This window comes from Actinomyces sp. zg296, from assembly GCF_009829695.1.
GTDB lineage: Bacteria > Actinomycetota > Actinomycetes > Actinomycetales > Actinomycetaceae > Actinomyces > Actinomyces marmotae.
The window spans coordinates 38,871-64,139 of the sequence record NZ_VWPG01000006.1 but is presented as its reverse complement, the minus strand read 5'-3'; the positions used below and the strand labels follow the sequence as shown (position 1 = coordinate 64,139).

The following is a 25,269-nucleotide window of genomic DNA, read 5'->3' as shown; positions in this document are numbered from 1 at the left end:
GGGGGCTGGGTCCGGTGTGATAGGACTGTGCCATGCGTGCGCTGCTCAACATCATCTGGGTCGTCTGCGGCGGCCTGTGGCTCTTCCTCGGCTACATCGTCGCGGGGATCATCGCCTGCGCCCTCATCATCACCATCCCCGCCGGGGTGGCCTGCTTCCGCATCGCCGGGTACGTGCTGTGGCCCTTCGGCCGCCAGGTGGTCCCCAGCCCGGGCGCCGGCGTCATGAGCGGGCTGTCCAACGTCATCTGGTTCCTCGTCGCCGGCCTGTGGCTCGCCATCGGGCATGTGACCACTGCCTTCGTCCAGGCCATCACGATCATCGGGATCCCCCTGGCCATCGCCAACATCAAACTCATCCCCGTCACCTGCTTCCCCTTCGGCAAGCGGGTCGTGCCCGGGCGCGGCCTCCTGTGAGGACGCCGGGCCGCGTGCCCGAGCGGCGCGCCGATCCCCGATCCGATCAGAGGCTGACGCGGCGGGCCACCGCCCAATAGCCCCCGTAGCACACCACCAGGAAGACCGCCGTGATCCCCAGGGCCGGGCGCTGAACCGGGTCGAAGACGATGAGCAGGCACGACGCGGTCGTCAGCACCAGGGCCGCGATCGGCACCCACGGGTATCCCGGCGCCCGATACGCCAGCTCCCCGGCGCTGCGCCCCTCGGCCACCCACCTGCGCCGGAACGACAGGTGCGAGGCCGAGATCGCCACCCACACGAGCACCACGGCGAGGCCCGAGACCGACACCAGCACCAGGTAGACCGTCGACGCCGCGTACACCGAGGTCAGGAGCGCGGCCAGCCCGCCGATCATGGACAGGCCCATCGCCAGGGCGGGCACACCGAAGCGGTTCGTGCGCGCCAGCGCCCTCGGCAGGGTCCCCTCGTTCGCCAGGGACCACAGCATCCGGGTCGAGGCGTAGAGCCCCGAGTTCGCCGCCGACAGGATCGCTGTCAGGATGACGACGTTCATGATGTCCCCGGCCCCAGGGATCCCGATGCCGTCCAGGACGGTGACGAAGGGGCTCTCCTCCACCCCCGCGTCCTGCCATGGGATGAGCGCCGCGATGACGACGATGGAGCCGATGAAGAACACGACCAGCCGGACCAGGGTGGCATGGATCGCGCGGGGGATCGTGGTGCCCGGGTCCTTCACTTCGCCCGCCGTGATGCCGATGAGCTCAGTGCCCGAGAAGGCGAAGTTGACCGCGAGGATCGTGGTGAACACGGCGCCGAGGCCATTGGGGAACAGGCCATCGCCGGTGAGGTTCGACAGCAGTGGCGCCGCGTCGCCCGTGCCGCCCGGGCCTCCCGCCCCGCCGCCGTCGTAGGGCAGCAGGCCCACCACGGCCGCCGCTCCCAGGACGATGAACAGGATGATTGCCACGACCTTCACCCCCGACAGCAGCGTCTCCGCCTCGGCGAAGACACGCACCGAGAGCATATTGAGCATGAGGATGAGCGCGATGAACAGCGCCGCCTACACCCACACGGGCACCCCCGGGAACCAGCCGTTCATGATGATGGCCGCCCCCGTGAACTCGCTGCCCAGCGCCACCGTCCACGTCAGCCAGTACAGCACCGCCGTCACGAAGCCCGTTGCCGGCCCGATGAAGCGGCGCGCGTAGAGGTGGAACGCCCCGGTGAAGGGCATGGCCACGCTCAACTCGCCCAGGCACATCATCACCAGGTGCACGATGACGGCGCCGATCGCGTAGGCCAAAACGGTCCCGAAGGGCCCCGCCTGGTTGATCGTGTACCCGGTGGACAGGAACAGGCCCGTGCCGATGACCCCGCCGAAGCTGATCATCATGAGGTGCCGCTTGTTCATGCGCCTCTCAAGGGCGTCGACGCGCCCGGCCGCGGAGGTCCGATCCGCTGAGGCGAGAGGCCGGCTGGAGGAGGAGTCGTCGCTGGGCATGGCGGGGACGCTATCGGTCAGGTCAGAGGCGGCGACGGCGCATCTCGCGAAGCGGGCCACTAGGCGCGGTCTCGCGGGGGCGGGCAATAGGCTCCCGGCATGGAGCCCGCCCAGACCCTCCCCCTCAGCCCCGGTGGCGGCGCCGTCGAGGGCGCCGATGACGGCTCAGCGCCCGCGCCACTGGCCCGAGCGCTGGGGGAGGGGCCCGTCATCCTCGACGGCGCGATGGGTACCGAGCTCGATGCGCGCGGCGTCCCCACCGCCCAGGAGCTGTGGTCCGCGCTTGCCCTCGTGACGGCGCCGCGGGCCGTGGCGGCCGTCCACGACTCCTACTTGCGCGCGGGCGCGCGCGTCCTCACCACCAACTCCTACCAGGCCGCCCTGCCCGCCCTCATGCGCTCAGGGCTGAGCGAGCCCGAGGCCCGGGGCGCCATCGCCTCCAGCGCCCGCATCGCCCTGAGGGCTGCCGCCCGCTCCCGCCGGGAGCGCCCTGACCGGGTGGCGCTGGTCGCCGGGAGCCTCGGTCCCTACGGCGCCTATCTCGCCGATGGCTCGGAGTACACTGGCGCCTACGCCCTCCACGCCCCCGACTTCGAGGCCGTCCACGTCCCGCGCATCGAGGCACTGGCCGGGGAGGGAATCCGGCTCTTCGCCGTCGAGACCCAGCCCCGGCTCGATGAGGCCCAGTGGATCGTCCGGCAGGTCGGCCGGATCGCCCCCGGCGCCGAGTGCTGGGTTTCCTTCCAGACGGGGGACGATGGCGAGCGCCTGGCCGATGGCACGCCGCTCGCCGAGGCCGGGGCCTGGGCCGATGCTGAGCCCGGCGTGGCCGCCGTCGGCGTCAACTGTGTCGCGCCGGGCGCGGTCATGCCCGCGCTGGGCGTTCTCGGGGGCGTGACCGCCAAGCCCCTGGTCGCCTACCCCAATTCCGGGGACATCTACCACCCGAGCACGAAGACCTGGACCGCTGCCGCCCCCGACCAGCGCTTCACCGCCCACGCCCGGCAATGGGCGCGGGCCGGCGCGCGGCTCATCGGCGGCTGCTGCCGGACGACGCCCGCCGACACGGCTGTGCTCGCCCGGATGTTCGGCCTGCCGACCGCCGCGGTTGGCCCCGAGCCGCGGTGCTGAGGGCGGGCCAGGCCGCCCCGCCCGGGTCAGCCCCGCGGGCCGACGCTCAGCAGCCGGATGACGGCGCGCTCGGCCTCGTTAGAGGCCTCCAGGTCCACCAGGGCCGTGAGCCTCCAGTCATGGTCGCCGTCGGGATCCTCGATGATCTGAGTCGCCAGCCACACGCGCCGGCCGGTTCGCTCGATCACGTCGACGAGGCGCTCGGATACCCCTGCCGCGGCCAAGGCCTGGGCGTCGGGAGACTCGTCGAGCGGCGCCAGGGCGATGGCGCGCGCGGCGGTGTCGGAGCCGATCCAGTCGTACTCGTCCCAGTAGCGCGCTAGCGCCTCATCCCAGCGCTCCTCGCCCCAGCCCGACGCGGCGTCCAAACGCGCCAGGCCCTCGACGTCGTCGCGCGCCATGAGCTCGACGCGCCGGAACATCTCGCGGCGCACCGCCACCCGGAAGGAGTGGAGGTTGCGGGTCAGGGCGACTCGCCCATCGGCATCGGCGCCGAATGCCCGCTCCACGCCGGTCGAGTCGTCGGCCCCGGCCCGGTCCCCGGGAACGGCTCCCGCGCTCAGCGGCTCGCCGCGCTCGGCGGCCCCCAGGGCCTCCCACTCGTCGAGCAGGGAGGAGTCGACGGCCCGCACGAGGCCGCCGAGCCAGTCGACGACCTCCTCGACCTGCTCCGTGCGGTGCTCCTCGGGAACCACCTGCCGCAGCGCCCGGTAGGCATCGGTGAGGTAGCGCAGGAGGACGCCCTCACTGCGCCCGAGCTCGTAGCGAGAGACGAGGTCGGAGAAGGTCATCGCGTTCTCCACCATCTCGCGCACCACCGACTTCGGGCGCAGCTCGTGCTCGGTGGTCCACGGGTTGGCCCGCTTGTACATCTCCAAGGCGGGGGCCAGGAGCTCGGCCAGCGGCTGGGGCCAGGTGATCTCCTCGACGGCGGCCATCCGCTCCTCATAGTCCAGCCCCTCGGCCTTCATCGCCGCGATCGCCTCGCCGCGGGCCGCCCTCTGCTGGGCGTACAGGAGGGGCCGGGGATCGTCCAGGGTCGCCTCGACGAGGCTGACCACATCCAGCGCGTGCTCCGGCGACTCGGGGTTCAGCAGGTCCATGGCGGCGAGGGCGAAGGGCGCGAGCGGCTGGTTGAGGGCGAAGTCTCCCGGAAGGTCCACCGCCAGGCGCAGGCGGGGGCGCCCATCCGCGGCGGCCACGGCGCTCGGCACGTGCTCCACCACGCCCGCCGTGCGCAGCGAGCGGTAGATGTCCAGCGCGCGGCGCGCATGGGCCCGCCGCTCGGCGGCGCTCGATTGCGTGCGCCCCAGGAGGCGGGCCATATGCGCCACCGGGTCCCCGGGGCGCTCCATGAGGCCCAGGATCATGGTGGTGGTGACTTGGAACTGGCTCGTGAGCGTCTCCGGGGCGGCGTCGCGCAGGCGCTCGAAGGTCTTGTCCGTCCAGTTGACCCGCCCCTCGGGGGCCTTCTTCCGCACGATCTTGCGGCGCTTGCGCTCGTCATCGCCCGCCTTGGCCAGGGCCTTGGCGTTGAGGATGACGTGCTCGGGGGCCTGTACCGTCACGTAGCCGCGCGTGTCGAATCCGGCCCGCCCGGCGCGGCCCGCCACCTGGTGGAACTCGCGAGCCGTCAGGTGGCGCTCCCTCGCGCCGTCGAACTTCACCAGGGAGGTCATGACCACCGAGCGGATCGGCACGTTGATGCCCACCCCCAGGGTGTCCGTGCCCGAGATGACGCTGAGCAGGCCGGCGCGGGCGAGCCGCTCCACGAGCCTGCGGTAACGCGGGAGCATCCCCGCGTGGTGGACGCCGATGCCCGCTCGCAACAGCTTGGACAGGGTCGCCCCGAAGCCCGGGCCGAAGCGGAAATCGCCGATCGCCCCGACCACCTCCGCCTTGCGCGCCCTGGTTAGGCCCAGGTCCACGCTCAGCAGGGAGGTCGCGCGCTCAATGGCCTCCTTCTGGGAGAAGTGGACGACGTACACGGGGGCCTTGTCCTGGCCCACCAGGCGGGTGAGGAGCTCCTCGATGGACTCCACCGAGTACTCCAGCTCCAGCGGGACCGGCCGCGCGGCGTCGTCGACGACGGCGACCTCCCTGCCCGTGCGCGCCTCCATGTCCTCAACGAAGTAGGACACGTCCCCCAGGGTGGCCGAGAGCAGCACCATCTGGGCCTGGGGGAGCTCTAAGAGTGGCACCTGCCAGGCCCAGCCGCGCTGCGGGTCGGCGTAGTAGTGGAACTCGTCCATCACGACGCAGTCCGCGTCCAGCTCCTCGCCCTCGCGCAGGGACTGGTTGGCCAGGATCTCCGCCGTGCAGCAGATGATGGGGGCGGCGGCGTTGATCGAGGTATCCCCGGTGACCATGCCGACGTTGTCCGCGCCGAAGAGCCGCACGAGCTCGAAGAACTTCTCACTCACCAGGGCCTTGAGGGGCGCGGTGTAGTAGGAGCGCCCGCCGCGCGCCAGCGAGGCCGTGTGCGCCGCGAGCGCGATCATCGACTTGCCTGAGCCCGTGGGGGTTGCGGCGATGACATGACGTCCTTGGAGGATCTCGCTCAGCGCCTGGTCCTGATGGGGGTAGAGGGGGCGGCCCGTGGACTCGGCCCACTCGGTGAAGGCGAGGTAGGTCTCCTCCGGCTCGGGCACGCGCTGCGGGTCATCGGCCGGGATGAGGGCGTCGAGCATCGCGTTGAGCGCGGGGGCCTGGGGCGCGGTGACGGTGGGCATGGCGCCATCGTCCCACAGGGGAGCAGGCGCTCCGAGGGCCGCCGGGGTGGGCGACGCCCCCTCCTCGCCGTAGCGCTGGTGGCGCCCGCCCGTCGATCGGACGCGTCACCCGGCGCCACGGCCCAGGATCCGGCACGGCGCTTCGCGCAGGGGCCGCTTCATGAGAGCATGCCCGGCGTTCCCACATTCAGCGGAAGGCACAGCATGGACGCGCTCGCGGCGGATCTCCAACAGGTGGCCGATTGGATCACCGCCCACATCACCATGTGGGTCCTGGTCGGCACGGGCCTCATCCTGACCATCGCCACCCGGGGCGTTCAGGTCCGCCACCTGGGCTCCATGATCCGGCAGGTGCGCGGTGCGCGCAGCGGCGCCGAGGGCGGGATCTCCTCGTTCCAGGCCTTCGCGATCTCGCTGGCCGCGCGCGTGGGCATCGGCAATGTCTTCGGCGTGGCCGCCGCCCTGCTCATGGGCGGGCCCGGCGCGATCTTCTGGATGTGGGTGGTGGCGCTGGTGGGCATGGCCACGGCGTTCTTCGAGGCGACCCTCGCCCAGATCTTCAAGGTCCGCTCCGCTGACGGCTCCTTCCGCGGCGGCCCCGCCTTCTACATGACGCGGGGCATGCGCAGCCGGCCGCTCGCCGTCGTCTTCTCCGTCATCTCCCTGGTGACCTGCGGGTTCATCATCACCTCGGTGCAGTCCAACTCCGTTGCCGGCACCCTGCTGGCGGCCTTCGGAGCTGACGACGCCGCCCCGCTGCCCGGCGCCGGCGGGCTGACATCCGCCCAGCTCGTCGTCGCGGCCCTCATCTTCGTCTTCACCGCGATGGTCGTCTTCGGCGGGGTGCGGGCCGTGGCGCGCGTGACCGAGTGGATGGCGCCGATCATGGCCCTCATCTACATCGTCCTCGTGGCCTTCATCTGCCTGACGAACCTGCATGAGTTCGTGGACGTCCTGGGCCGGATCGTGCGCGCCGCCTTCGCCCCCGAGCCCATTGCCGGAGGACTGGGCGGCGGCATCCTCGCCGCTGTCGTCAACGGCACCAAGCGCGGCCTGTTCTCCAACGAGGCCGGCCAGGGCACCGCCCCCAACGCCGCCGCCACAGCTACTGTCGCCCACCCCGTCCAGCAGGGGCTCATCCAGTCCCTCGGTGTCTTCGTGGACACGATCATCGTGTGCACGGCCACCGCCTTCGTCATCCTCATCGCTGGGCCCGAGGTCTGGTCCTCCCCGGACGCCAATCCCGCCACGCTGACCACCCTGGCCATCGCCCACGAGCTGGGCGGCTGGACCGTGGCGCCCATGGCGGTGCTCATCTTCGTGCTCGCTTACTCCTCCATCATCGCCGCCTACGTGTACTCCGATGTCAACATGGAGTACCTCGTGGGGCCCCGGCGCTGGGCGAGCTGGACCGTGCGCGTGCTCTCCGTGGTCTCCGCCTCCGCCGGCGCCATCCTCACCCTCGACGTCGTGTGGAACGCCGTGGACATCGCCATGGCCATCATGACGCTGACCAACCTCGTGGCCCTGTTGTGGCTCGTGCGCTGGGGCGCGGGCGCCCTGCGCGACTACGAGGCCCAGGTCCGTTCCGGCGTCGCCGAGCCGGTCTTCGTGGGGCGCGGCAACCCCCACCTGCCCGGAGACGTCCCCGGTGACGTGTGGGCCTCGCGCGACGACGCCGTGCCCTCAGACCCCCGATCGACCCAGCCGGCCGCCTCGACCGGCGCCGAGCACTGTTCCTGACGAACGAAGAGGACTCATGATGACCCCCGCACCGCTCACCGCACCGACAGCCCTGCCCGCGGCTACCCTCGCCGAGCAACTCGGTCAGGTCGATGACTTCCTCTACACCTATGTGCTCGCCGCGCTGCTCATCGCCGTCGGCCTGTACCTGACGATCCGCACCCGTGCCGTTCAGGCCCGGCACTTCGGGACCATGGCGCGGACGCTGACCCGATCGCGCGGCGGCGCCGAGGGCGGCATCTCCTCCTTCCAGGCCTTCGCCGTGGGACTGGCGGCGCGCGTGGGCATCGGCAACATCGCGGGCGTCGCCATTGCCGTCCTCATGGGCGGCCCGGGCGCGCTGCTGTGGATGTGGGTCGTCGCGCTGATCGGCATGGCCACCGCCTTCATCGAGTCGACCCTCGCGCAGGTCTTCAAGGAGCGCGGCCGCGACTTCACCTTCCGCGGGGGCCCCGCCTACTACATCAAGAACGGCCTGGGCTCGCGCGCCTGGGGAGCCGTCTTCGCCGTCCTGTGCATCATCTCAGTGGGCGTCACCGTGGTCATGGTGCAGACCAACTCCCTGGCCGGGGTCATCAACGCCACCGTCCCGTCCGTGGAGCCCTGGATGGTCGGCGTCTTCCTCATCATGCTCACCGGGCCCGTCGTCCTGGGCGGCCTGAAGTCGGTCGCCCGGATCACCGAGTGGATGGCGCCCGTCATGGCGCTCGTCTACGTGGCCATGACCGTCGTCGTCCTGGCGCTCAACATCACCGAGCTTCCCGGCGTCCTGCGCTCGATCCTCTGGGGCGCCCTCGGGGCCGACCAGGCCCTGTACGGCGTCGCCGGCGGGATCGTCGCGGCGATCCTCAACGGCGTGCGCCGCGGCCTGTTCTCCAACGAGGCCGGCCTGGGGACCGTGCCCAACGCCGCGGGCACCGCCACCACCGCCCACCCGGTCCGCCAGGGCCTCATCCAGTCCTTCGGGGTCTTCATCGACACGATCCTGGTGTGCACCGCCACCGGCCTGCTCATCCTGCTCGCCACCGGCACCTACGCGCCCGGGACCTACACGGCGGACAATGCCAGGGGCGTGGGGGCCGTCCTCACCCAGCAGGCGGTCGTCGAGCACCTGGGGGCCTGGACGACCTGGCCGATGGTGGTGCTCATCTTCGTCCTCGTCTTCTCCACCGTCCTGGGCTGCTACTCCTACTCGCAGGTCAACGTCAACTACCTGGGCGGCCAGCGCCGCGCCGAGCAGGTCTTCGGCCTGACCCTCACCGCCGCGGCTTTCGCCGGCACCATCCTCGACCTGCCCGTGGTGTGGGCCCTGGCCGACATCGCCCTCGGGCTGCTCGGCCTGCTCAACCTCGTGGTCATCGTCCGCCTCGCCCCCTGGGCCCTGGGGGCGCTGAGGGACTTCGACGCCCAGCTGCGCGCCGGCCGCGTCCCGGTGTTCGTGGGGCGCGGCAACCCCCACCTGCCCGGTGACCTGCCCGGAGGCGTCTGGGACGGGACGACGGCGGCGCCCGGCGGCACCGCCGCTGAGAAGGCCGGCGGGAACCCCGCGCCCGCCGCTGGCCCCGCCGAGCAGCACTGACAGGAGCCACCATGCCCGCGCTGAACGACGTCCTCACCCAGGTCTCGGACTTCCTCTTCTCCACCTTCCTCGTCTGGCTCCTCATCGGGGCCGGGATTTACTTCACGATCCGCACCCGCGGCGTGCAGCTGCGCCACTCCGTCTCGATCGCCTGCTCGATGGTCGGCTCCCGGGCGAGCGGGGGGCGCTCCCTGTCCTCCTTCCAGGCTTTCGCCGTCGGGCTGGCCTGCCGCGTGGGCACCGGCAACATCGTCGGCGTCGCGCTGGCGCTCCTCCTGGGAGGCCCCGGCGCCATTCTCTGGATGTGGGTGGTGGCCCTGCTGGGCACGGCCACCGCGTTCACGGAGTCAACGCTGGCGCAGGTCCTCAAGGTCCGCCACCGCGATGGCGGCTTCAGGGGCGGACCGCCCTACTACATCGCCAAGGGCCTGCGCCTGCCGTGGCTCGGCGCGGTCTTCGCGGTCTTCTTCCTGGCCGCCAACGGGCTGTCGATGCCCCTGGTCCAGTCCAACGCGGTGGCCGGCGCCCTGGGGGCCGCCGGCGCCATCCCCGCATGGGGCAGCGCCCTCATCGTCGTGGCCCTCACCGCGCCGGTCCTGCTCGGAGGGCTCAAGGCCATCGGGCGCGTCGCGGAGGTCCTCGCCCCGCTCATGGCCGCCGCCTACCTGCTGGCGGTCCTGGGCATCGTGGTCACCCATCCGGCGGCCTCTTGGCAGGCGCTCACCTCCATCATCGAGGGCGCCTTCGGTCTGCGCGCCGGGCTCGCGGGGCTGGCCGGCGGGGTCGTCCAGGCGATCCTCAACGGCGTGCGCCGCGGCCTGTTCTCCAACGAGGCGGGACTGGGCGGGGCGGCCTGCGCCTCCGGCTCTGCCGCCGTGCGCCACCCCGTCCAGCAAGGGCTCATCCAGGCCCTCGGCGTCGTCATTGACACGATCCTCGTGTGCACCGCCACCGCCCTGGCGATCCTCATCGCCGGTGAGGCCGTGTACACGCCCGGCGTCACCGGCAAGGACGCCGCCGGCTCACTGACCCAGGACGCCATCGCGCTCCTGGTGGGGGAGTGGACGCGCTGGCCCATGGCGATCCTCATCGTCGTCCTGGCCTACACGACGATCATCGGGGCCTTCTCCTACGCCCAGGTCTGCCTCGACTACCTCACTGAGAACCGCTGGGCGTCCAAGGCCCTGCAGTGCGCCGCCGTCGCCTGCGCCGCGCTCGGGGCCTTCCAGGCGCTCAACACGGTGTGGACACTGGCAGACATCCTGCTGGGCGTGGGGGCCATCATCAACCTCGTGGCGCTTGTCGCGCTCATCGGCTGGGTGCTCGGCGCCCTGCGCGACTGGGAGGCTCAGCGCCGTCAGGGCGTCGAGCCCGTGTTCATCGGTCATGGCAATCCGCTCCTGCCCGGGGACACCAACGACGGCGTCTGGGAGGCCGCCCCTTCGCCCCGGCCATGACACAGGCGGGTAACACGCTGGGCCTAGGCTCCCCGGGACTGCCCCCCGGACTCTGGAGGTACTCCTTTGAACCACTCTGCCCCCGCGATCCGGGCGGTGCTGCCCACGGGCGCGCTCGATGACGCCACCAAGACCCTCGGAGACATCTCCGACCAGTTCTACGCCGGCTTCCTCGCCTGGGTGCTGATCGCCGTCGGCCTCTACTTCACCATCCGCAGCCGCGCGGTGCAGTTCAGGCTGTTCCCCGAGATGATCCGCACGGTCTTCGGATCGAGGGGCAACGCCGAGGGCGGGATCTCCTCCTTCCAGGCCTTCACCATCGGCCTGGCCAGCCGCGTGGGCACCGGCAACATCGTCGGCGTCGCCATCGCCATCACGCTGGGCGGGCCCGGTGCGATCTTCTGGATGTGGGTGGTGGCGCTGGTCGGCATGGCCACCGGCTTCATCGAGTCCACCCTCGCCCAGATGTTCAAGGTCCCCGCCGCTGACGGCTCCTTCCGCGGCGGCCCCGCCTACTACATCACCCGCGGCCTGGGCTCGCGCACCTGGGGCGGCGTCTTCGCCGTCGTCATCACCTTCGTCTTCGGCTTCGCCTACGAGGCCACCCAGGCCAACACGATCGCCGGAGCGGTCAACGGCGTCCTGGAGAATCACGGGCAGGAGGTGGAGCCCTGGGTCATCGGCGCGGTTCTCGTGGCCCTGACGGCGCCCATCGTCTTCAAGGGCATCAAGCGCGTGGCCCGCGTGGCCGAGTGGATGGCGCCGATCATGGCGCTCATCTACGCGCTGCTGGCCATCGTCATCCTCGTCCTGCACGTCGACGCCATCCCCGGCGCCTTCAAGGCGATCTTCGAGGGCGCCTTCGGCCTCAACGCCACTTTCGCCGGCATCAGCGGCGGGTTCTACGCCGCGGCCATCAACGGCATCAAGCGCGGCCTGTTCTCCAATGAGGCCGGTGAGGGCTCCGTGCCGAACGCCGCGGCGACCGCCACCACCTCTCACCCCGTCAACCAGGGCTTCATCCAGTCCATGGGCGTGTTCGTCGACACGATCATCGTGTGCACCGCCACCGCGCTCATCGTCATGCTCTCGGGCCTCTACGACTCCGCCGCCAACCTGGCCGGCCCGGAGGCGACCGCCGCCGCCGACGCCGCCAAGAAGACCCTGACCTCCGACTCCGTCGCCTATGTCCTGGGCGAGTGGAGCCAGTACCTCATGGCCCTCATCATCTTCGTGTTCGCCTACTCCTCCCTGCTGGGCAACTACACCTACGCGGAGATCAACGTCGACTTCCTGCGCGGCTCGCGCTCCAACCACACCTGGCTGCGCCTCATGATCCTCGTGGCCACCTACGTCGGGGCCGTCGCCTCCCTGGACTTCGTGTGGAACTTGTCCGACATCGCCATGGGCGCGATGGCCGTCATCAACATCGTCGCCATCACCCTGCTCGGCAAGTGGGCCTTCGGGGCCCTGCGCGACTGGGAGGCCCAGAACCGGGAGCTCCGGGAGGGCCGCCGCAAGGAGATCCGCTTCGTCGGCAAGGGCAACCCGTACCTGCCGGGCGACCTGCCCGGAGACGTCTGGGCGCCCAGAGGGGCGGCTGCCGCTGTCGCCGAAGCGCCGGTCGCCCAGGGCTGAGCGCCCCCAGCGGGCCCGGGACCGGGGGAGTGAAAAAGGCGAGAAGAGGCGCCGCGATCGCGATCCCGGCACCGGTAGGCTGACCCCATGAAGATCGCGCGATTCTCCACCGGCGATGAGCCCCGCTACGGCATCGTCCAGGGCCTGGATGAGGCCGAAGCCGTCCCCACGGGGGAGTCCGAGGGGCACCTGCTCGTCCTCAAGGGCGACCCTCTCTTCTCCGTGCCGGAGGCCACCGGGGAGGTCGTGGCGCTGAGCGAGGCCAGGCTCCTCGCCCCGGTCATCCCCCGCTCCAAGGTGGTGGCCATCGGCAAGAACTACGCCGCCCATGCCGCCGAGATGGTCGGCGGCATGGATGGCGCCGTGCCGGAGACCCCGATCATCTTCCTCAAGCCCAACACGGCCGTCATCGGCCCTGACGCCCCCATCGTCCTGCCGGCCTGGAGCGAGGAGGTCCACTACGAGGCCGAGCTCGCCGTCGTCATCAAGCGCATCGCCAAGGACCTCGCCCCGCAGGACGCCCACCGGGTGATCATGGGGTACACGGTGGCCAACGATGTCTCCGCCCGGGACCGCCAGCGCGCCGAGCCGCAGTGGGTGCGCGCCAAGGCCTTCGACACCTCCTGCCCCCTGGGGCCCTGGATCGAGATCCCCGAGCCCGGTGACGAGCGCGCCTTCGACCCCTCGCGCGCCACCGTGCGCGCGCGGCTCGACGGCGAGACGGTCCAGGAGGGCGGCACCCAGGACATGGTCATGGGCGTCACGGAACTCGTCGCCTACGCCTCAACGATCTTCACGCTCCTGCCCGGCGACGTCATCCTCACCGGGACTCCCGCCGGTGTCGGCGAGATCCGCGCCGGGCAGCGCGTGGGCGTCGAGGTCGAGGGCATCGGCGGCTTCTCCAACCCCGTCGTGCGCCGCTGAGGCGCTCGCGGGCCTCAGGCCAGGGCGGCGGCGATGCGGTCGGCGGCCTCATCCGCGATGCCGCGCCCCGTGGCCAGGTTGAGGCGGCAGAACGCGGCGTAGTCCGAGCCGAAGGTCACGCCCTCGTTCATCGACACCCCGGCCTCGCGCTCCAGGAACTCGGCGGGGGCGCCGGTCATCCGTCCATCGGCCAGGGCGCCCGAGAAGTCGATCCAGGTCAGGTAGGTGGCCTCCGGCATGGTGACTGATGCGCCGTCGATCCCGTTGAGGCGGCCCGTGATGGTCTCCAGCGTGCCGCGCAGGTACTCGCGCACCGCCTCGTTCCAGCCCCGTCCCTCGGAAAGGGCCGCCGTCGTGGCGATCGCGCCGAGGACCGAGGCGCTCCCGGGCAGGGAGGAACACAGCGGATCGGCGTTGAACCGGGCGCGCGCCTCGCCGGAGGCGATGAGCTGGGCGCAGTGCAGGCCCGGGATGTTCCATCCCTTCGAGGCCGACGTCGCCGTGAATGTGAGGGCGGGGTCGGCGCCCGGGCGGGAGGCGTAGCAGATGTGCTGGGCGCCCCCGGGCAGGACGAGGGAGGAGTGGATCTCATCGGCGAACACGATGACGCCGTGCTTGGCCGACAACTCCGCGACGGCGTCGAGTTCGGCGGCGCTGAGAACGCGACCCACCGGGTTCCACGGGTTGCACAGCATGAGAAGGCCGGCGCCCGCGGCCATGGCGGTCTCGATGCCCTCCAGGTCCAGTGACCAGACGGGGGCCGAGACGCCGTCGCCGCGCAGGGCCGGGACCTCGATCACCTCCCGGTCCAGCGCTCCCGGGATCCTCAGGAAGGGCATGTAGGCCGGGGTGGGCGCGATGATCGGCGAGCCCGGGCGCGTCATTCGGCTGATGATCGCCCGCAGCGAGGACAGCACGTCAGGCAGCAGGCTCACGTCCTCCTCCGGGATGTCCCAGCCGAAGGAGTCGCGGTGGAAGTCGATGACCGCCGAGCGGCAGGCTCGCCAGACCGGCGTGGGCATGTAGCCGAAGAGGGCGTCGTCGACGGCGTGGCGCAGCGCCGCCGTCACCGCCGGGGCCGTGCCCAGGTCCATCTCCGCCACCCACGCTGAGATCACCGCGTTGGGCCGCTCTGTCCACTTCGCCGAGCCCCTGGCGCGCGCCTGCCCGGGGGTCAGGGCATCGAAGGCGGCGAAGAGATCCGAGGAGGTCAGGGAGGGCGCGGGCCGGGAGGAGGACTGACTCATGGAGGGGATCATACGGAGGCCGCGCGCCTGTTCCTGATGGCGTCCGCCCTGCGTGCGCAGTCGTTCGCAGCCCCTGCTGCCGATCCCATGGGATCCCATCGGGCCCGCTGGTGGATGGGGCGTCGGGCGGGGGGAGCCCGTGGCCGGGCTACGCTATGACCCATCATGACTGACACCGCCACGCCCGCTCCCATCCGCGTCCGCTTCTGCCCCTCGCCCACGGGCACGCCCCACGTCGGCATGGTGCGCACCTGCCTGTTCAACTGGGCCCACGCCCGCCACACCGGGGGCGCCTTCGTCTTCCGCATCGAGGACACTGACGCGGCGCGCGACTCCGAGGAGTCGTTCAACGCCATCCTCGACTCGCTGACCTGGTTGGGCCTGGACTGGGACGAGGGGGTGGGCAAGGGCGGTCCCCACGAGCCCTACCGCCAGTCCCAGCGCATGGGCCTGTACCGGGAGGTGGCCGCCGAGCTCCTCGAGGCGGGCTACCTCTACGAGTCCTACTCCACTCCGGAGGAGATCGAGGCCCGTCACCGCGCCGCTGGTCGCGACCCCAAGCTCGGCTACGATGGCTTCGACCGGGACCTGACCGAGGAGGCCAAGGTCGCCTTCCGCGCCGAGGGCCGCAAGCCCGTGCTGCGCATGCGCATGCCCGACGAGGACATCACCTTCACTGACCTCGTGCGCGGCCCCATCACCTTCAAGGCCGGATCCGTGCCCGACTACGTCGTCGTGCGCGCCGGCGGGGACCCGCTGTACACGCTCGTCAACCCCGTCGACGACGCCGCCATGGGCATCACCCATGTTCTGCGCGGGGAGGACCTGCTGTCCTCCACGCCCCGCCAGATCGTTCTCTACCGCGCCCTCATCGCGATCGGCCGCGCGCAATCCGTGCCCGAGTTCGGCCACCTGCCCTACGTCATGGGGGAGGGCAACAAGAAGCTCTCCAAGCGCGACCCCGAGTCCAACCTGCTCATCCACCGCTACCGCGGGATGATCCCCGAGGGCCTGCTCAACTACCTCGCGCTGCTGGGCTGGTCGCTGAGCAAGGATGAGGACGTCTTCACCCCCGCCCAGCTCGTCGAGCACTTCGACATCCACGACGTCAACCCCAACCCCGCGCGCTTCGACCCCAAGAAGTGCGAGGCGATCAACGCCGAGCACGTGCGGCGCCTGGAGCCGGCCGACTTCCGGGACCGCCTCGTGCCGTACTTGCGCGACGTCCACCCGGATCCCTCCGACCCGGCCTGGCGGTCCCGGCCCCTCGTGTCCGCCCCCTCCTTCCCCGAGCTGAGTGAGCGCGAGAGGGAGATCCTCACCGCCGCCGCCCCCCTCATCCAGACCCGCATCCAGTTGCTGCGGGAGAGCCGCGACATGCTCGGCTTCCTCTTCGTGGGCGACGACGCGCTCGCCGTCGACGACAAGGCCGTGTCCAAGCTCAAGGACTCCGCTCCCGCGGTGCTCGACGCCGCCATCACCGCCCTGGACGCCCTCGGCCCCCAGGAGTGGACGACGGCGCGCCTCGAGGAGGTCCTGCGCTCGGCCATCGTTGACGGGCTGGGCATCAAGCCCCGCCTCGCCTTCGGGCCGTTGCGGGTGGCCGTCACGGGGCGGCAGGTCTCCCCGCCGCTGTTCGAGTCCATGGAGATCCTCGGCGCGGCCTCCTCACTGGCCCGCCTGCGCGCCCTGAGGCGGCGCCTCGCCTGAGACGCGAACCGCTCGCGAACCGGCGCGGGCCTCTCGCGAACCGGTGCGGCGCCCGCGAACCGCTCGCGAACCGGCGCGGCGCCCGCCGCGCCGGGGCCCCCGGGTGGGGCGGGCGGTACGGCCGCGGAGAGCGGCACGGGCGCGGTGGGCGGCACGGCCGCTCCTGCCCGCTCAGGCGCGGCGGCTCCTCACAAAGCGGGGGAGTCCATCCCCTCGATGCGGATGCCCCCCAGGATCGTGTGCCACTGATCGGCGGAGATCTCATGCCCGCTCTCACAGCCGATCCACACATCGAAGCGCAGCCCCGCGTCGCCCACGACCCGTGAGAATCGGTAGCCGGTGAGATCGCGCTGGCTCCACTGCTTGGAGTCGGTGATGCCCGTCCAATGCGCCGAGTAGCCGTCCATGATGCCGCCGTCGTCCTTGACCAGGCCGAGTTTCTCCGGCTTGTCGCTGTTGAAGTCGTGGACGATGGGCTCTGCTTGGCCCGCCCGGTTGCGGCTGTAGCGGTCGTCGTCGAACCGCTGCTGGTGGTAGACGGAGCTGATATCCCTGATCACGTAGCCCAGGCAGTAGCCGTCATAGGTGCGGTAGCCCTCGAGGTTGCCACGGTCCGTGACGCTGTCCTGCTGGGTGATGCTGTCGTCCTGGTACCACACGGAGTAGTCGTCGTTGTAGAACTTCAGCGCCGGTGGCGTCCATCCCGAGTCGGGGTTGGGGGCCTGGTTGAGCGTGGGGACGGCGCCAGGCGTGTTCTGGGCGCGCACCGGGGGAGGGGCGGGGGTGCTCAGCGTCGGCAGGGTGAAGGGGCTCGACGGCGCCGTCGCCTCCTGGGAGGGCTCGGCCTGGGAGGCGCTCTTGCCGTCAGAGCATGAGGCGAGGCACAACGACAGGCTCAGGGACGCGGTGATGGTGATGGCCTGGGCCATGCGGCGCCCGCCGCTTGCGCTGCGGATGAGGGGCATGTGATGGATCATTCGATACCTCCGATGGTGGGAGGGGGGCCCTTTGATTCTAGGGACCCCCGGGCGTGCGGGGCACCGCTGGCGATGGTGAGGGCTGCCCGGCGGCATCGGCAACGGTGAGGTCGGGAACCTCGCGCCGCTGGCGATGGTGAGGGTTGCTCGGCGGCGGGCCAGTCGCCCCTGGGGGCCGCCGATGGCGCTGTGGTGGCGTTCACGTGCCCACGATTCGACAGCGAGGGGGAGCCCGTGTAGATTTCTTCCCGCTGCCCCGATCGGCTCGCCGGTCCGGGGTCACCTGCTTTGGGGTATGGTGTAATTGGCAACACAGGTGATTCTGGTTCATCCATTCTAGGTTCGAGTCCTGGTACCCCAGCGGAGAGCGTGAGCTCGCCATACAGTTGAAGAACTGCGCCCCGTTCGTCTAGCGGCCCAGGACACCGCCCTCTCACGGCGGCAGCACCGGTTCAAATCCGGTACGGGGTACTCAGGCAGCCATCAGGCTGTCGGTCCACACGCCCCGTTCGTCTAGCGGCCCAGGACACCGCCCTCTCACGGCGGCAGCACCGGTTCAAATCCGGTACGGGGTACTCAAGCGGCCATCAGGCTGTCGGTCCACACGCCCCGTTCGTCTAGCGGCCCAGGACACCGCCCTCTCACGGCGGCAGCACCGGTTCAAATCCGGTACGGGGTACTCCAACCTGAACTCATGAGGCTCGGTCGCTGCGGGTGATCGGGCCTTAGTTGTGACTGCTGTGATGTGTCCGCGGGATGACTGCTGTTATGTGTCCGCGGGCCGCGGCCTCAAAGGGAGCCTCCTGCTGGGGGCGGGCGCCCGGCCCCGGTTGCCCCCCGGAGAGCAGAGGAAGGACGCCTCACTGTTGGGGCGGGCGCCCGGCCAGCGCTCACGCCGCCCACTCGCCACCGCGCCCATGTGGCTGTGGGCGCGCCCGACCGGACCTCCGCGCGCACCAGCGCCTGACGACCGCGCCCATGTGGCTGCGGGTGCGCATTCTTGGTGAGCGTGGTGGACGTCGGGCCCTGGTCGTCGCGCCCCTGTGGCCGCGGACGCGCATTCTTGGTGAGCGTGGTGGACGTCGGGCCCTGGTCGCCGCGCCCATGTGGCCGCGGACGCGCCTCTGGGCCGTCGAAAGCAGCGCGGGGCCCTCGGGGGCATCGGACGGCCATTGAGAGCATCGCGGGGAGCGCTGCACTCAATGGCCCAACGCTGCTCAAGACGGTCCACCGCTGCTCAAGACGGTCCGATGCTGCTCAGGACGGCTTGGTGCCGCTGCTCAAGACGGTCCGGTGCTGCTCAGGACGGCTTGGTGCCGCCCTCAACGGTCCACCGCTGCTCAGGACGGCTTGGTGCCGCCCTCAACGGTCCACCGCTGCTCAGGACGGCTTGGTGCCGCTGCTCAAGACGGTCCGGTGCTGCTCAGGACGGCTTGGTGCCGCCCTCAACGGTCCACCGCTGCTCAGGACGGCTTGGTGCCGCCCTCAATGGCCCACCGCTGCCCAAGACGGCTTGGTGCCGCCCTCAACGGCCGGTGCTGCTCTCAATGAGTCCTGGGGATCCTCACGATCCGCCACCGCCCGCGAGCAGCTCGCCAGCGCTGACGACGCGCAGGCCACGGGACTGGATTCGCTCCACGGATCGGCCCATCTCCTCCATGAGCTCGGCGTAGGGCTGACTCCGACCGTCGTGGCACAGGATGATCGCCCCGTCCTGCGCGGCCTGTCCCACCTCCTTGGCCGCAGCGGCGCCCGGCGTGTGCAGGCTCCAGAGGACCAGGTCCAGGCCCCGGTCCGCGGCGGCGGCCAGGGCGACGGCGTCCACCCGCCCGTAGGGGGGCCTCCAGAGCGTTGGCTTGGGCGCCCCAGCGGAGGTGATCGCCTCGATCGTCCGGTCGATGTCCCGGCCGAGCTCATCCGGCGAGGCGCCGTAGACGTCTGTGTGAACCCAATTGTGGATGGCGACCTCATGCCCCTCGGCCGCCTCACGGGCGATGAGATCGGGGTGGGCCCGGGCGGCCTCGCCCAGCACGAAGAAAGTTGCCTTGACCCCCAGCCGGGACAGCATGTCGAGGACTACCGGGGTCCAGCGGGGGTCCGGGCCATCGTCGAAGGTGAGGGCCACCGACCCAGTTCCCGGCGCCACCCGGAAGGTCGTGGACACCGCGCGGCGGCCTGAGCCGTCCGCCGGCAGCGCGGCGACGCGGAAGGTGGGGGAGCGGCGTCCGTCGTGCCAATGGGTGGCCGCTGCCCCGGCCGCGGCGCCGATCGTGCCCGCCGCGAGCATGCCGGCCACCCTCAGGGCCCCGCGGCGCGACGAGTGGGCGGCAGCGCCGTCGCGGCCCTGCTCGGCCACCCCCGTGGCTGGGCGCGCCCCCTCTCCTGCTGCGTCGGCCTGGGCATCCTCCGATGCGCAAACGGGCGAGTCCGATGAGGAGGCGGGAGACGGGGTCATGGGGCAGAGGTTACGCCGCCCGCGCCGCGCGACCGCCGCGCGCGCTCTCCCTGGACTCTCTCTCCTTCCCCCCGGAGGGCCCGATCGCCGTCAGGGCGGTTGCTCTAGAATGCCGTCGTGACGAACTTCCCCACTCTTGGCGCCCCGGGGCCGATCCCCGAGGGCGCGATGCGGATCGTGCCGCTGGGCGGCCTCGGCGAGATCGGGCGCAACATGACCGTCTACGAGGTGGACGGCAAGCTCCTCATCGTCGACTGCGGCGTCCTCTTCCCCGAGGACGACCACCCCGGCGTCGACCTCATCCTGCCCGACTTCTCCTACATCGAGGACCGCCTCGACGACGTGGTCGCCCTCGTCCTGACCCACGGCCACGAGGACCACATCGGCGGCGTTCCCTACCTGCTGCGCCTGCGCGACGACATCCCGCTGGTGGGCTCCGAGCTCACCCTGGCCTTCATCGACGCCAAGCTCAAGGAGCACCGCATCCGCCCCGTCCTGCGGGAGGTCCGCGAGCACGAGCGCGTCGCCTACGGCCCCTTCGAGCTGGAGTTCGTGGCCGTCAACCACTCCATCCCCGACGCCATGGCCGTCATGATCCGCACCGAGGCGGGCAGCGTCCTGTGCACCGGCGACTTCAAGATCGACTCCCTGCCCATCGACGGGCGCATCACCGACCTGCGCGCCTTCGCCCGCTTCGCCGACGAGGGCGTGGACCTGTTCTGCGTGGACTCCACCAACGCCGAGGTCCCCGGCATGGTCGCGCACGAGAACCAGATCGGCCCCGTGCTCGACTCCGTCTTCGGGGAGTCCGACGGGCAGATCATCGTCGCCTCCTTCTCCAGCCACGTTCACCGCGTCCAGCAGGTGCTCGACGCCGCGGCCCTCCACGGGCGCCGCGTGGCCCTCATCGGGCGCTCCATGGTGCGCAACATGGGCATCGCCGCCGAGCGCGGCTTCCTCAAGGTGCCCGAGGGCGTCCTCATCGACGCCCGGGACATCACCAGCCTGCCGGCCGATGAGCGGGTCCTCATGGTCACCGGATCCCAGGGCGAGCCCATGGCGGCCCTGAGCCGCATGGCCCACGGGGAGCACCGCTCCGTCACCGTGGAGCCGGGGGACACCGTCATCCTGGCCTCCTCCCTCATCCCAGGCAACGAGAACTCCGTCTACCGGGTCATCAACCAGCTCATGCGTCTCGGCGCCCGTGTGGTCCACCGCGACAACGCCCGCGTCCACGTCTCCGGGCACGCCTCCTCCGAGGAGCTCTTGCACGTCTACAACATCGTGGCGCCCCGCAACGTCATGCCCATCCACGGCGAGATCCGCCACCTCGTGGCCAACGGGGCCCTCGCCGTCAAGACCGGCGTGCCGCCCAAGAACGTCATGCTGTGCGAGGACGGGGTCGTCGTCGACCTCCTCGACGGCCAGGCCCGGATCGCCGGGCAGGTGCCCTGCGGCTACGTGTTCGTCGACGGCGCCTCGGTGGGCGAGATCGATGAGGCCGAGCTCAAGGACCGCCGAATCCTCGCCGAAGAGGGCTTCGTCTCCGTCTACGCCGTCGTGGAGACCTCCACCGGCACGATCCTGGCGGGCCCGGATATCCAGGCCCGCGGCATGGCCGAGGACGACTCCGTGTTCGACGAGGTCCTGCCTGACGTCACCGCCGCCCTCCAGCAGGGGCTCGACGGCGGCAGGGCCGACGCCCACTCCTTGCAGCAGGCGATGCGCCGCGCCCTGGGCCGGTGGGTGGCCCGGCGCCTGCGACGCCGCCCCATGATCGTGCCCGTCGTCATCGAGGCCTGAGGCCCATGCCACCCCGTCGGCCCGCCTGCTTCATCTCCACCGGCAGTGTCCTCATCGACCTGCCCCTCCAGGTCAACAGGATCCCCGCCCCCGGCGGGGCGGTCACCGCCAGTTCCACCGGGCCGGTCGTGGGAGGCGGCTACACGGTGGTCTCCGCCGTCGCCCGGCAGGGCAAGCCCGCGGCGCTCGCGGCCACGCTGGGCACCGGTCCCAACTCCGCGCTCGTGCGCGAGGCCATGATGCTCGACGGCGTCGAGCTCGTCGTCGAGGAACTCGTGGGGGACATCGGCACCTGCATCACCCTCATCGAGCCCTCCGGGCGGCGCACCTTCATCACCAACGAGGGCATCGAGGCCGAGCCCCAGCTCGACGACCTGCGTCAGCTCGACCTCCTGCCCGGAGACTGGGTCCACGCCTCCGGTTACGACATCGTCCATCCCCTGAGCCACCGGGTCCTGGCCGACTGGCTTGTCGACCTGCCCGAGGGGGTCGGCCTCGTCATCGACCTGGGCCCCGTGGAGCCGGAGATCGGCGCCACCACGCTGAGCCGTCTGCTCGGCCGCGCCACCCTGCTTACCGGCAACCACCTGGAGATCACCCAGCTGAGCGCCCGGCTCGGCAGCCCCGCGGCGCTGCGCGAGGCCTGCCCCGGCGCGCTTATCGTGCGCCGCACCGGCGTGCACGGCTGCGTGCTCTGGCCCGCCGGCGGCTCCCCCATCGAGGTGGCCGGCTTCTCCCGGGACGTCGTGGACACCACTGGGGCGGGGGACACCCACACCGGGGTGCTCGTGGCCAACCTCATGGACGGCCTTGACGAGGTCACCGCCGCCACGCGCGCCAACGCGGCCGCCGCCGAGGCCGTCTCCCGGCAGGGTCCGGCGCGCTGCCCGCTGCGCGAGGAGATCGACGCCCTCCTGAGCGGGGCCTGAGCCCCAGGCGGCGCCCCGATCCCGATCCCCCGGGGAGGTGTGGCGCACTCTTCGCCCGTCCGGCGGCGTGGCAGTCCCGGCGCGGAAGGCACTGCCGCTAGCGTGTTGACCACCATGGCCACCCGCAGCACCAAGCGAAACGCGAAGCCCTCATCGAACCCGAAACCGCCCCAGCGCGGCTCGGGCCGCCGCCGTCGCACGCAACAGGGCCAGGGCCGCGCCGACGCGACCACCACCATGCCCGCCCAGGCGGCGCCCGGCTCCCAGCGCCCCGCGGCTCATGGCTACGCCCGCACCGCCTGGGCCTTCGGGCTCCTCGCCCTGGCCGCGGTCACAGGGCTGCGCGAGTGGTTCGGGGTGTCCGGCGCCGCCGGCGGCTTCCTGCACCACCTGGCCGCCGGGCCCGTGGGCATGCTCAGCATCATCGTGCCGATCCTCCTGGCTGCCCTGGGCGTCGCCACTCTGCGCGTCCACCGCCTCACCAACGTTCACGCCCGCGTGAGCGTCGGCGGCCTGGGCGTCCTGGCGGGGCTCACCGGCATCATCCACGTCGCCTCCGGCCAGCCCGCCCTCGGCGCCGGCGCAGAGGGCGCCGGAGGCCTGCTCGGCTGGCTCTTCGGCGCGCCCCTGGCCGGGCTCTTCGGCGCCGTCGGCGCCGTCATCCTCCTGCTGCTGCTCATCGCCTTCTCAGCGCTCGTGGTCTCCGGCAGGACCATCGCCGAGTTGCGGGAGACCGCCGCCGCCCGCAGGACCGAGGCTGGCGCCGACTTCCCAACGGACACCTGGCCCACCCGAGCCCTGGGCCGGGTCCGCCAGGCCCTGGGATCGCGGGCCCCCGTTGACGACGCGGACCTCACGGCCACGACATCCCTCGACTCCTACGACGGCGATGAGCCCTTCCGCTCCGCCATCGAGATGGAGGACTCGCCCGCCGAGGGCGCCACCGACGGCGGGAAGGCCCCCCTGGGCGCCTCGCGCAAGCGCGGCTCTGGTCCGCGCCCCCGGATCACCCCGGGGGAGGGTGCCGCCTCGTCCCGGCGGCGCCCGCGCGGGGAGGGCGCCGCCAGCGGCCCCAGCGGCGTGGGTGGGCTCGACGCCCCCGTGGGCGCCGATCCTGCCACTGAGGTCATTGCCGGGGCCCCTTCCCCCCTCGACCCGCCCGCCCTCACCCCTCGGGGTAGGAGCGTGATGGCGCCGGGGGAGCGGCCCGTGCCGCCCACGGACCCCGAGGCCGTCACCGACGAGACCCCCGCGATCGATCCGGACCTCGCTGACGAGATCGAGATGGCCGGCGGAGCCGCCATGGCCCTGCCCGATGGCACCACCTATTCGCTGCCCGACTCCTCCCTCCTGGAGGCCGGCGCCGGGCATGCCACCCACACCGAGGCCAACGACGCCGTCGTCGACGCCCTCCAGAACGTCTTCACCGAGTTCAACATCGACGCGACCGTCTCCGGCTACACCCGCGGCCCCCAGGTCACCCGTTACGAGGTCCACCGCGGTCGGGGCGTCAACGTCTCCAAGATCACCGGCCTGGAGAAGAACATCGCCTACGCGGTGGCCTCCGACGAGATCCGCCTCCTGACCCCCATCCCCGGCAAGTCCGCCATCGGCATCGAGATCCCCAACTCCGACCGCGAGATGGTCAAACTCGGCGACGTCCTGCGCTCGGGGGCCGCCAAGAAGCAGGCGCACCCCCTCGTTGTGGGCCTGGGCAAGAACGTCGAGGGCGACTACATCGTCACCAACCTCGCCAAGACCCCGCACATGCTCGTGGCCGGCCAGACCGGCTCCGGCAAGTCCTCCTTCGTCAACTCCATGATCACCTCGATCATGATGCGCGCCACCCCTGAGGAGGTCCGCATGGTGCTCGTGGACCCCAAGCGCGTGGAGTTGACCATCTACGAGGGCATCCCGCACCTCATCACCCCCATCATCACCTCCCCGAAGAAGGCCGCGGAGGCCCTGGAGTGGGTGGTGCGCGAGATGGACGCCCGTTACGACGACCTCGCCTCCTTCGGCTTCAAGCACATCGACGACTTCAACAAGGCGATCCGCGCCGGTGAGGTCCAGCCCCTGCCCGGCAGCCAGCGGGTTCTCAGCCCCTACCCCTACCTCCTCGTCGTCGTCGACGAGCTCGCCGATCTCATGATGACCGCGCCCAAGGACGTCGAGGCCTCCATCCAGCGCATCACCCAGCTGGCGCGCGCCGCCGGCATCCACCTCGTGCTGGCCACGCAGCGGCCGGTCGCCCAGGTCGTCACGGGCCTCATTAAGTCCAACGTCCCCTCGCGCCTCGCCTTCGCCACCGCCTCCCAGCTCGACTCGCGCGTCATCCTCGACCAGAACGGCGCCGAGACCCTCACCGGCCAGGGCGACGCCCTCTACCTGGGGCCCGGCGCCTCCACCCCCATCCGCGTGCAGGGATCGTGGGTCACCGAGCGTGAGATCCGCGCCGTCGTCGAGCATGTCAAGGGGCAGCTCACCCCCGACTATCGCGAGGACGTCGTCGTCCCCGAGGTCAAGAAGCAGATCGACGAGGAGATCGGCGACGACATGGACCTGCTCCTGCAGGCCGCCGAGCTCATCATCACCAGCCAGTTCGGCTCCACCTCCATGCTCCAGCGCAAGTTGCGCGTCGGCTTCGCCAAGGCCGGGCGCCTCATGGACCTGCTGGAGTCCCGCGAGGTCGTGGGCCCCTCGGAGGGATCCAAGGCCCGTGACGTCCTGGTCCAGCCCGAGCAGCTTGAGGAGACCCTCGCCTGGATCAAGGGCGACGGGCAGGCCCCCCAGATCGACGACCCGGGCGCCTCCGACGCCACCGCCGCCCGCGTGCCCTCCGGCCTCCAGCCCGGCACCCCGCGCGAGGTGGGCCTGCCGACCGACCGCTACGCCGTCGACCCCCTCGAGGAGGAGGGCGGCGCCCCCGTGAGCGAGTCCTGGGACGACGAGTCGGCCTCGGAGGACTCCGAGGACGCCTGGAGCCTCACCGGCCGCGGCCAGTCCTGGTAGGCGCGGGCGAGG

General features: G+C 71.4%; 15 protein-coding genes, 4 tRNA genes and 1 pseudogene. 15 read left to right on the top strand and 5 right to left on the bottom strand.

The features are described from left to right. Nucleotides 1–32: 32 nt before the first annotated feature. The gene (locus GVV76_RS06655; RefSeq protein WP_159625856.1) at nt 33–416 is read left to right on the top strand and encodes a YccF domain-containing protein; all 384 of its coding nucleotides are present in this window, start codon (nt 33–35) and stop codon (nt 414–416) included. A gap of 46 nt (nt 417–462) precedes the next feature. On the opposite strand, the pseudogene GVV76_RS06650 reads toward GVV76_RS06655, so the two are convergent. Beyond that, nucleotides 463–1,830 (bottom strand): annotated as a pseudogene (locus GVV76_RS06650) (amino acid permease). Nucleotides 1,831–2,019: 189 nt separating this feature from the next. Here GVV76_RS06650 and mmuM point away from each other — a divergent pair. Beyond that, a complete protein-coding gene (gene mmuM / locus GVV76_RS06645) occupies nt 2,020–3,051 on the top strand; it encodes a homocysteine S-methyltransferase (protein WP_159625854.1) in 1,032 nt (343 codons plus the stop codon). A 26-nt stretch (nt 3,052–3,077) separates the two neighbouring features. Here the strand turns inward: mmuM and GVV76_RS06640 are convergent, their stop codons facing one another. Further along, nucleotides 3,078–5,783, bottom strand: a complete 2,706-nt coding sequence (locus GVV76_RS06640) for a DEAD/DEAH box helicase (RefSeq protein ID WP_236263278.1) — start codon at nt 5,781–5,783, stop codon at nt 3,078–3,080. 204 nt (nt 5,784–5,987) lie between these two features. Here GVV76_RS06640 and GVV76_RS06635 point away from each other — a divergent pair, with 204 nt between their 5' ends. From GVV76_RS06635 to GVV76_RS06615, 5 genes are all read left to right on the top strand, one after another. Further along, complete coding sequence (locus tag GVV76_RS06635) at nt 5,988–7,526, top strand: alanine/glycine:cation symporter family protein (protein ID WP_159625852.1); 1,539 nt, start codon at nt 5,988–5,990, stop codon at nt 7,524–7,526. Between the two features lie 19 nt (nt 7,527–7,545). Beyond that, nucleotides 7,546–9,105 carry an alanine/glycine:cation symporter family protein gene (locus tag GVV76_RS06630; protein ID WP_159625850.1) on the top strand — a complete coding sequence of 520 codons (1,560 nt, stop codon included), beginning with the start codon at nt 7,546–7,548 and terminating at the stop codon, nt 9,103–9,105. Nucleotides 9,106–9,116: 11 nt separating this feature from the next. Further along, entirely contained in the window at nt 9,117–10,562 is a 1,446-nt protein-coding gene (locus tag GVV76_RS06625; RefSeq protein ID WP_159523884.1) for an alanine/glycine:cation symporter family protein, read from the top strand. Nucleotides 10,563–10,649: 87 nt separating this feature from the next. Then, nucleotides 10,650–12,200, top strand: a complete 1,551-nt coding sequence (locus tag GVV76_RS06620; RefSeq protein ID WP_159625940.1) for an alanine/glycine:cation symporter family protein — start codon at nt 10,650–10,652, stop codon at nt 12,198–12,200. Nucleotides 12,201–12,287: 87 nt separating this feature from the next. Continuing rightward, a complete protein-coding gene (locus GVV76_RS06615) occupies nt 12,288–13,124 on the top strand; it encodes a fumarylacetoacetate hydrolase family protein (RefSeq protein ID WP_159625848.1) in 837 nt (278 codons plus the stop codon). A gap of 14 nt (nt 13,125–13,138) precedes the next feature. Here GVV76_RS06615 and GVV76_RS06610 read toward each other — a convergent pair whose 3' ends face one another. Next, nucleotides 13,139–14,371: a MalY/PatB family protein gene (locus tag GVV76_RS06610; protein ID WP_159625846.1), complete on the bottom strand. Its 1,233-nt coding sequence runs from the start codon at nt 14,369–14,371 to the stop codon at nt 13,139–13,141. A 165-nt stretch (nt 14,372–14,536) separates the two neighbouring features. Between GVV76_RS06610 and gltX the strand changes: the two genes are divergently transcribed. Beyond that, on the top strand, nt 14,537–16,081 hold the full coding sequence (gene gltX, locus GVV76_RS06605) for a glutamate--tRNA ligase (protein ID WP_236263276.1): 1,545 nt from the start codon (nt 14,537–14,539) through the stop codon (nt 16,079–16,081). 188 nt (nt 16,082–16,269) lie between these two features. On the opposite strand, the gene GVV76_RS06600 is transcribed toward gltX, so the two are convergent. Further along, nucleotides 16,270–17,046: a hypothetical protein gene (locus tag GVV76_RS06600; protein ID WP_159523890.1), complete on the bottom strand. Its 777-nt coding sequence runs from the start codon at nt 17,044–17,046 to the stop codon at nt 16,270–16,272. A gap of 301 nt (nt 17,047–17,347) precedes the next feature. On the opposite strand from GVV76_RS06600, the gene GVV76_RS06595 reads away from it, so the two are divergent. The 4 genes from GVV76_RS06595 to GVV76_RS06580 all read left to right on the top strand — a co-directional run bounded on the left by GVV76_RS06595 (nt 17,348) and on the right by GVV76_RS06580 (nt 17,737). Beyond that, nucleotides 17,348–17,419, top strand: a tRNA-Gln gene (locus tag GVV76_RS06595). A gap of 37 nt (nt 17,420–17,456) precedes the next feature. Then, nucleotides 17,457–17,529, top strand: a tRNA-Glu gene (locus GVV76_RS06590). Between the two features lie 31 nt (nt 17,530–17,560). Continuing rightward, a tRNA-Glu gene (locus tag GVV76_RS06585) sits at nt 17,561–17,633 on the top strand. A 31-nt stretch (nt 17,634–17,664) separates the two neighbouring features. Then, a tRNA-Glu gene (locus GVV76_RS06580) sits at nt 17,665–17,737 on the top strand. Nucleotides 17,738–18,622: 885 nt separating this feature from the next. On the opposite strand, the gene GVV76_RS06575 is transcribed toward GVV76_RS06580, so the two are convergent. Further along, on the bottom strand, nt 18,623–19,513 hold the full coding sequence (locus GVV76_RS06575) for a polysaccharide deacetylase family protein (RefSeq protein ID WP_159625844.1): 891 nt from the start codon (nt 19,511–19,513) through the stop codon (nt 18,623–18,625). 168 nt (nt 19,514–19,681) lie between these two features. Between GVV76_RS06575 and GVV76_RS06570 the strand changes: the two genes are divergently transcribed. The 3 genes from GVV76_RS06570 (at nt 19,682) to GVV76_RS06560 (ending at nt 25,257) form a co-directional block, all read left to right on the top strand. After that, nucleotides 19,682–21,316, top strand: a complete 1,635-nt coding sequence (locus GVV76_RS06570) for a ribonuclease J (RefSeq protein ID WP_159523944.1) — start codon at nt 19,682–19,684, stop codon at nt 21,314–21,316. Between the two features lie 5 nt (nt 21,317–21,321). Beyond that, a complete protein-coding gene (locus GVV76_RS06565; RefSeq protein WP_159523894.1) occupies nt 21,322–22,245 on the top strand; it encodes a PfkB family carbohydrate kinase in 924 nt (307 codons plus the stop codon). A gap of 114 nt (nt 22,246–22,359) precedes the next feature. Further along, nucleotides 22,360–25,257, top strand: a complete 2,898-nt coding sequence (locus tag GVV76_RS06560) for a DNA translocase FtsK (RefSeq protein WP_159625842.1) — start codon at nt 22,360–22,362, stop codon at nt 25,255–25,257. Nucleotides 25,258–25,269 lie beyond the last annotated feature (12 nt).

Coding starts and splice junctions, on each gene's coding strand:
- GVV76_RS06655 (WP_159625856.1), top strand. CDS start 33: ATGCGTGCGCTGCTCAACATCATCTGGGTCGTCTGCGGCGGCCTGTGG.
- mmuM (WP_159625854.1), top strand. CDS start 2,020: ATGGAGCCCGCCCAGACCCTCCCCCTCAGCCCCGGTGGCGGCGCCGTC.
- GVV76_RS06640 (WP_236263278.1), bottom strand. CDS start 5,783: ATGCCCACCGTCACCGCGCCCCAGGCCCCCGCGCTCAACGCGATGCTC.
- GVV76_RS06635 (WP_159625852.1), top strand. CDS start 5,988: ATGGACGCGCTCGCGGCGGATCTCCAACAGGTGGCCGATTGGATCACC.
- GVV76_RS06630 (WP_159625850.1), top strand. CDS start 7,546: ATGACCCCCGCACCGCTCACCGCACCGACAGCCCTGCCCGCGGCTACC.
- GVV76_RS06625 (WP_159523884.1), top strand. CDS start 9,117: ATGCCCGCGCTGAACGACGTCCTCACCCAGGTCTCGGACTTCCTCTTC.
- GVV76_RS06615 (WP_159625848.1), top strand. CDS start 12,288: ATGAAGATCGCGCGATTCTCCACCGGCGATGAGCCCCGCTACGGCATC.
- GVV76_RS06610 (WP_159625846.1), bottom strand. CDS start 14,371: ATGAGTCAGTCCTCCTCCCGGCCCGCGCCCTCCCTGACCTCCTCGGAT.
- gltX (WP_236263276.1), top strand. CDS start 14,537: ATGACTGACACCGCCACGCCCGCTCCCATCCGCGTCCGCTTCTGCCCC.
- GVV76_RS06600 (WP_159523890.1), bottom strand. CDS start 17,046: ATGCCCCTCATCCGCAGCGCAAGCGGCGGGCGCCGCATGGCCCAGGCC.
- GVV76_RS06575 (WP_159625844.1), bottom strand. CDS start 19,513: ATGACCCCGTCTCCCGCCTCCTCATCGGACTCGCCCGTTTGCGCATCG.
- GVV76_RS06570 (WP_159523944.1), top strand. CDS start 19,682: ATGCGGATCGTGCCGCTGGGCGGCCTCGGCGAGATCGGGCGCAACATG.
- GVV76_RS06565 (WP_159523894.1), top strand. CDS start 21,322: ATGCCACCCCGTCGGCCCGCCTGCTTCATCTCCACCGGCAGTGTCCTC.
- GVV76_RS06560 (WP_159625842.1), top strand. CDS start 22,360: ATGGCCACCCGCAGCACCAAGCGAAACGCGAAGCCCTCATCGAACCCG.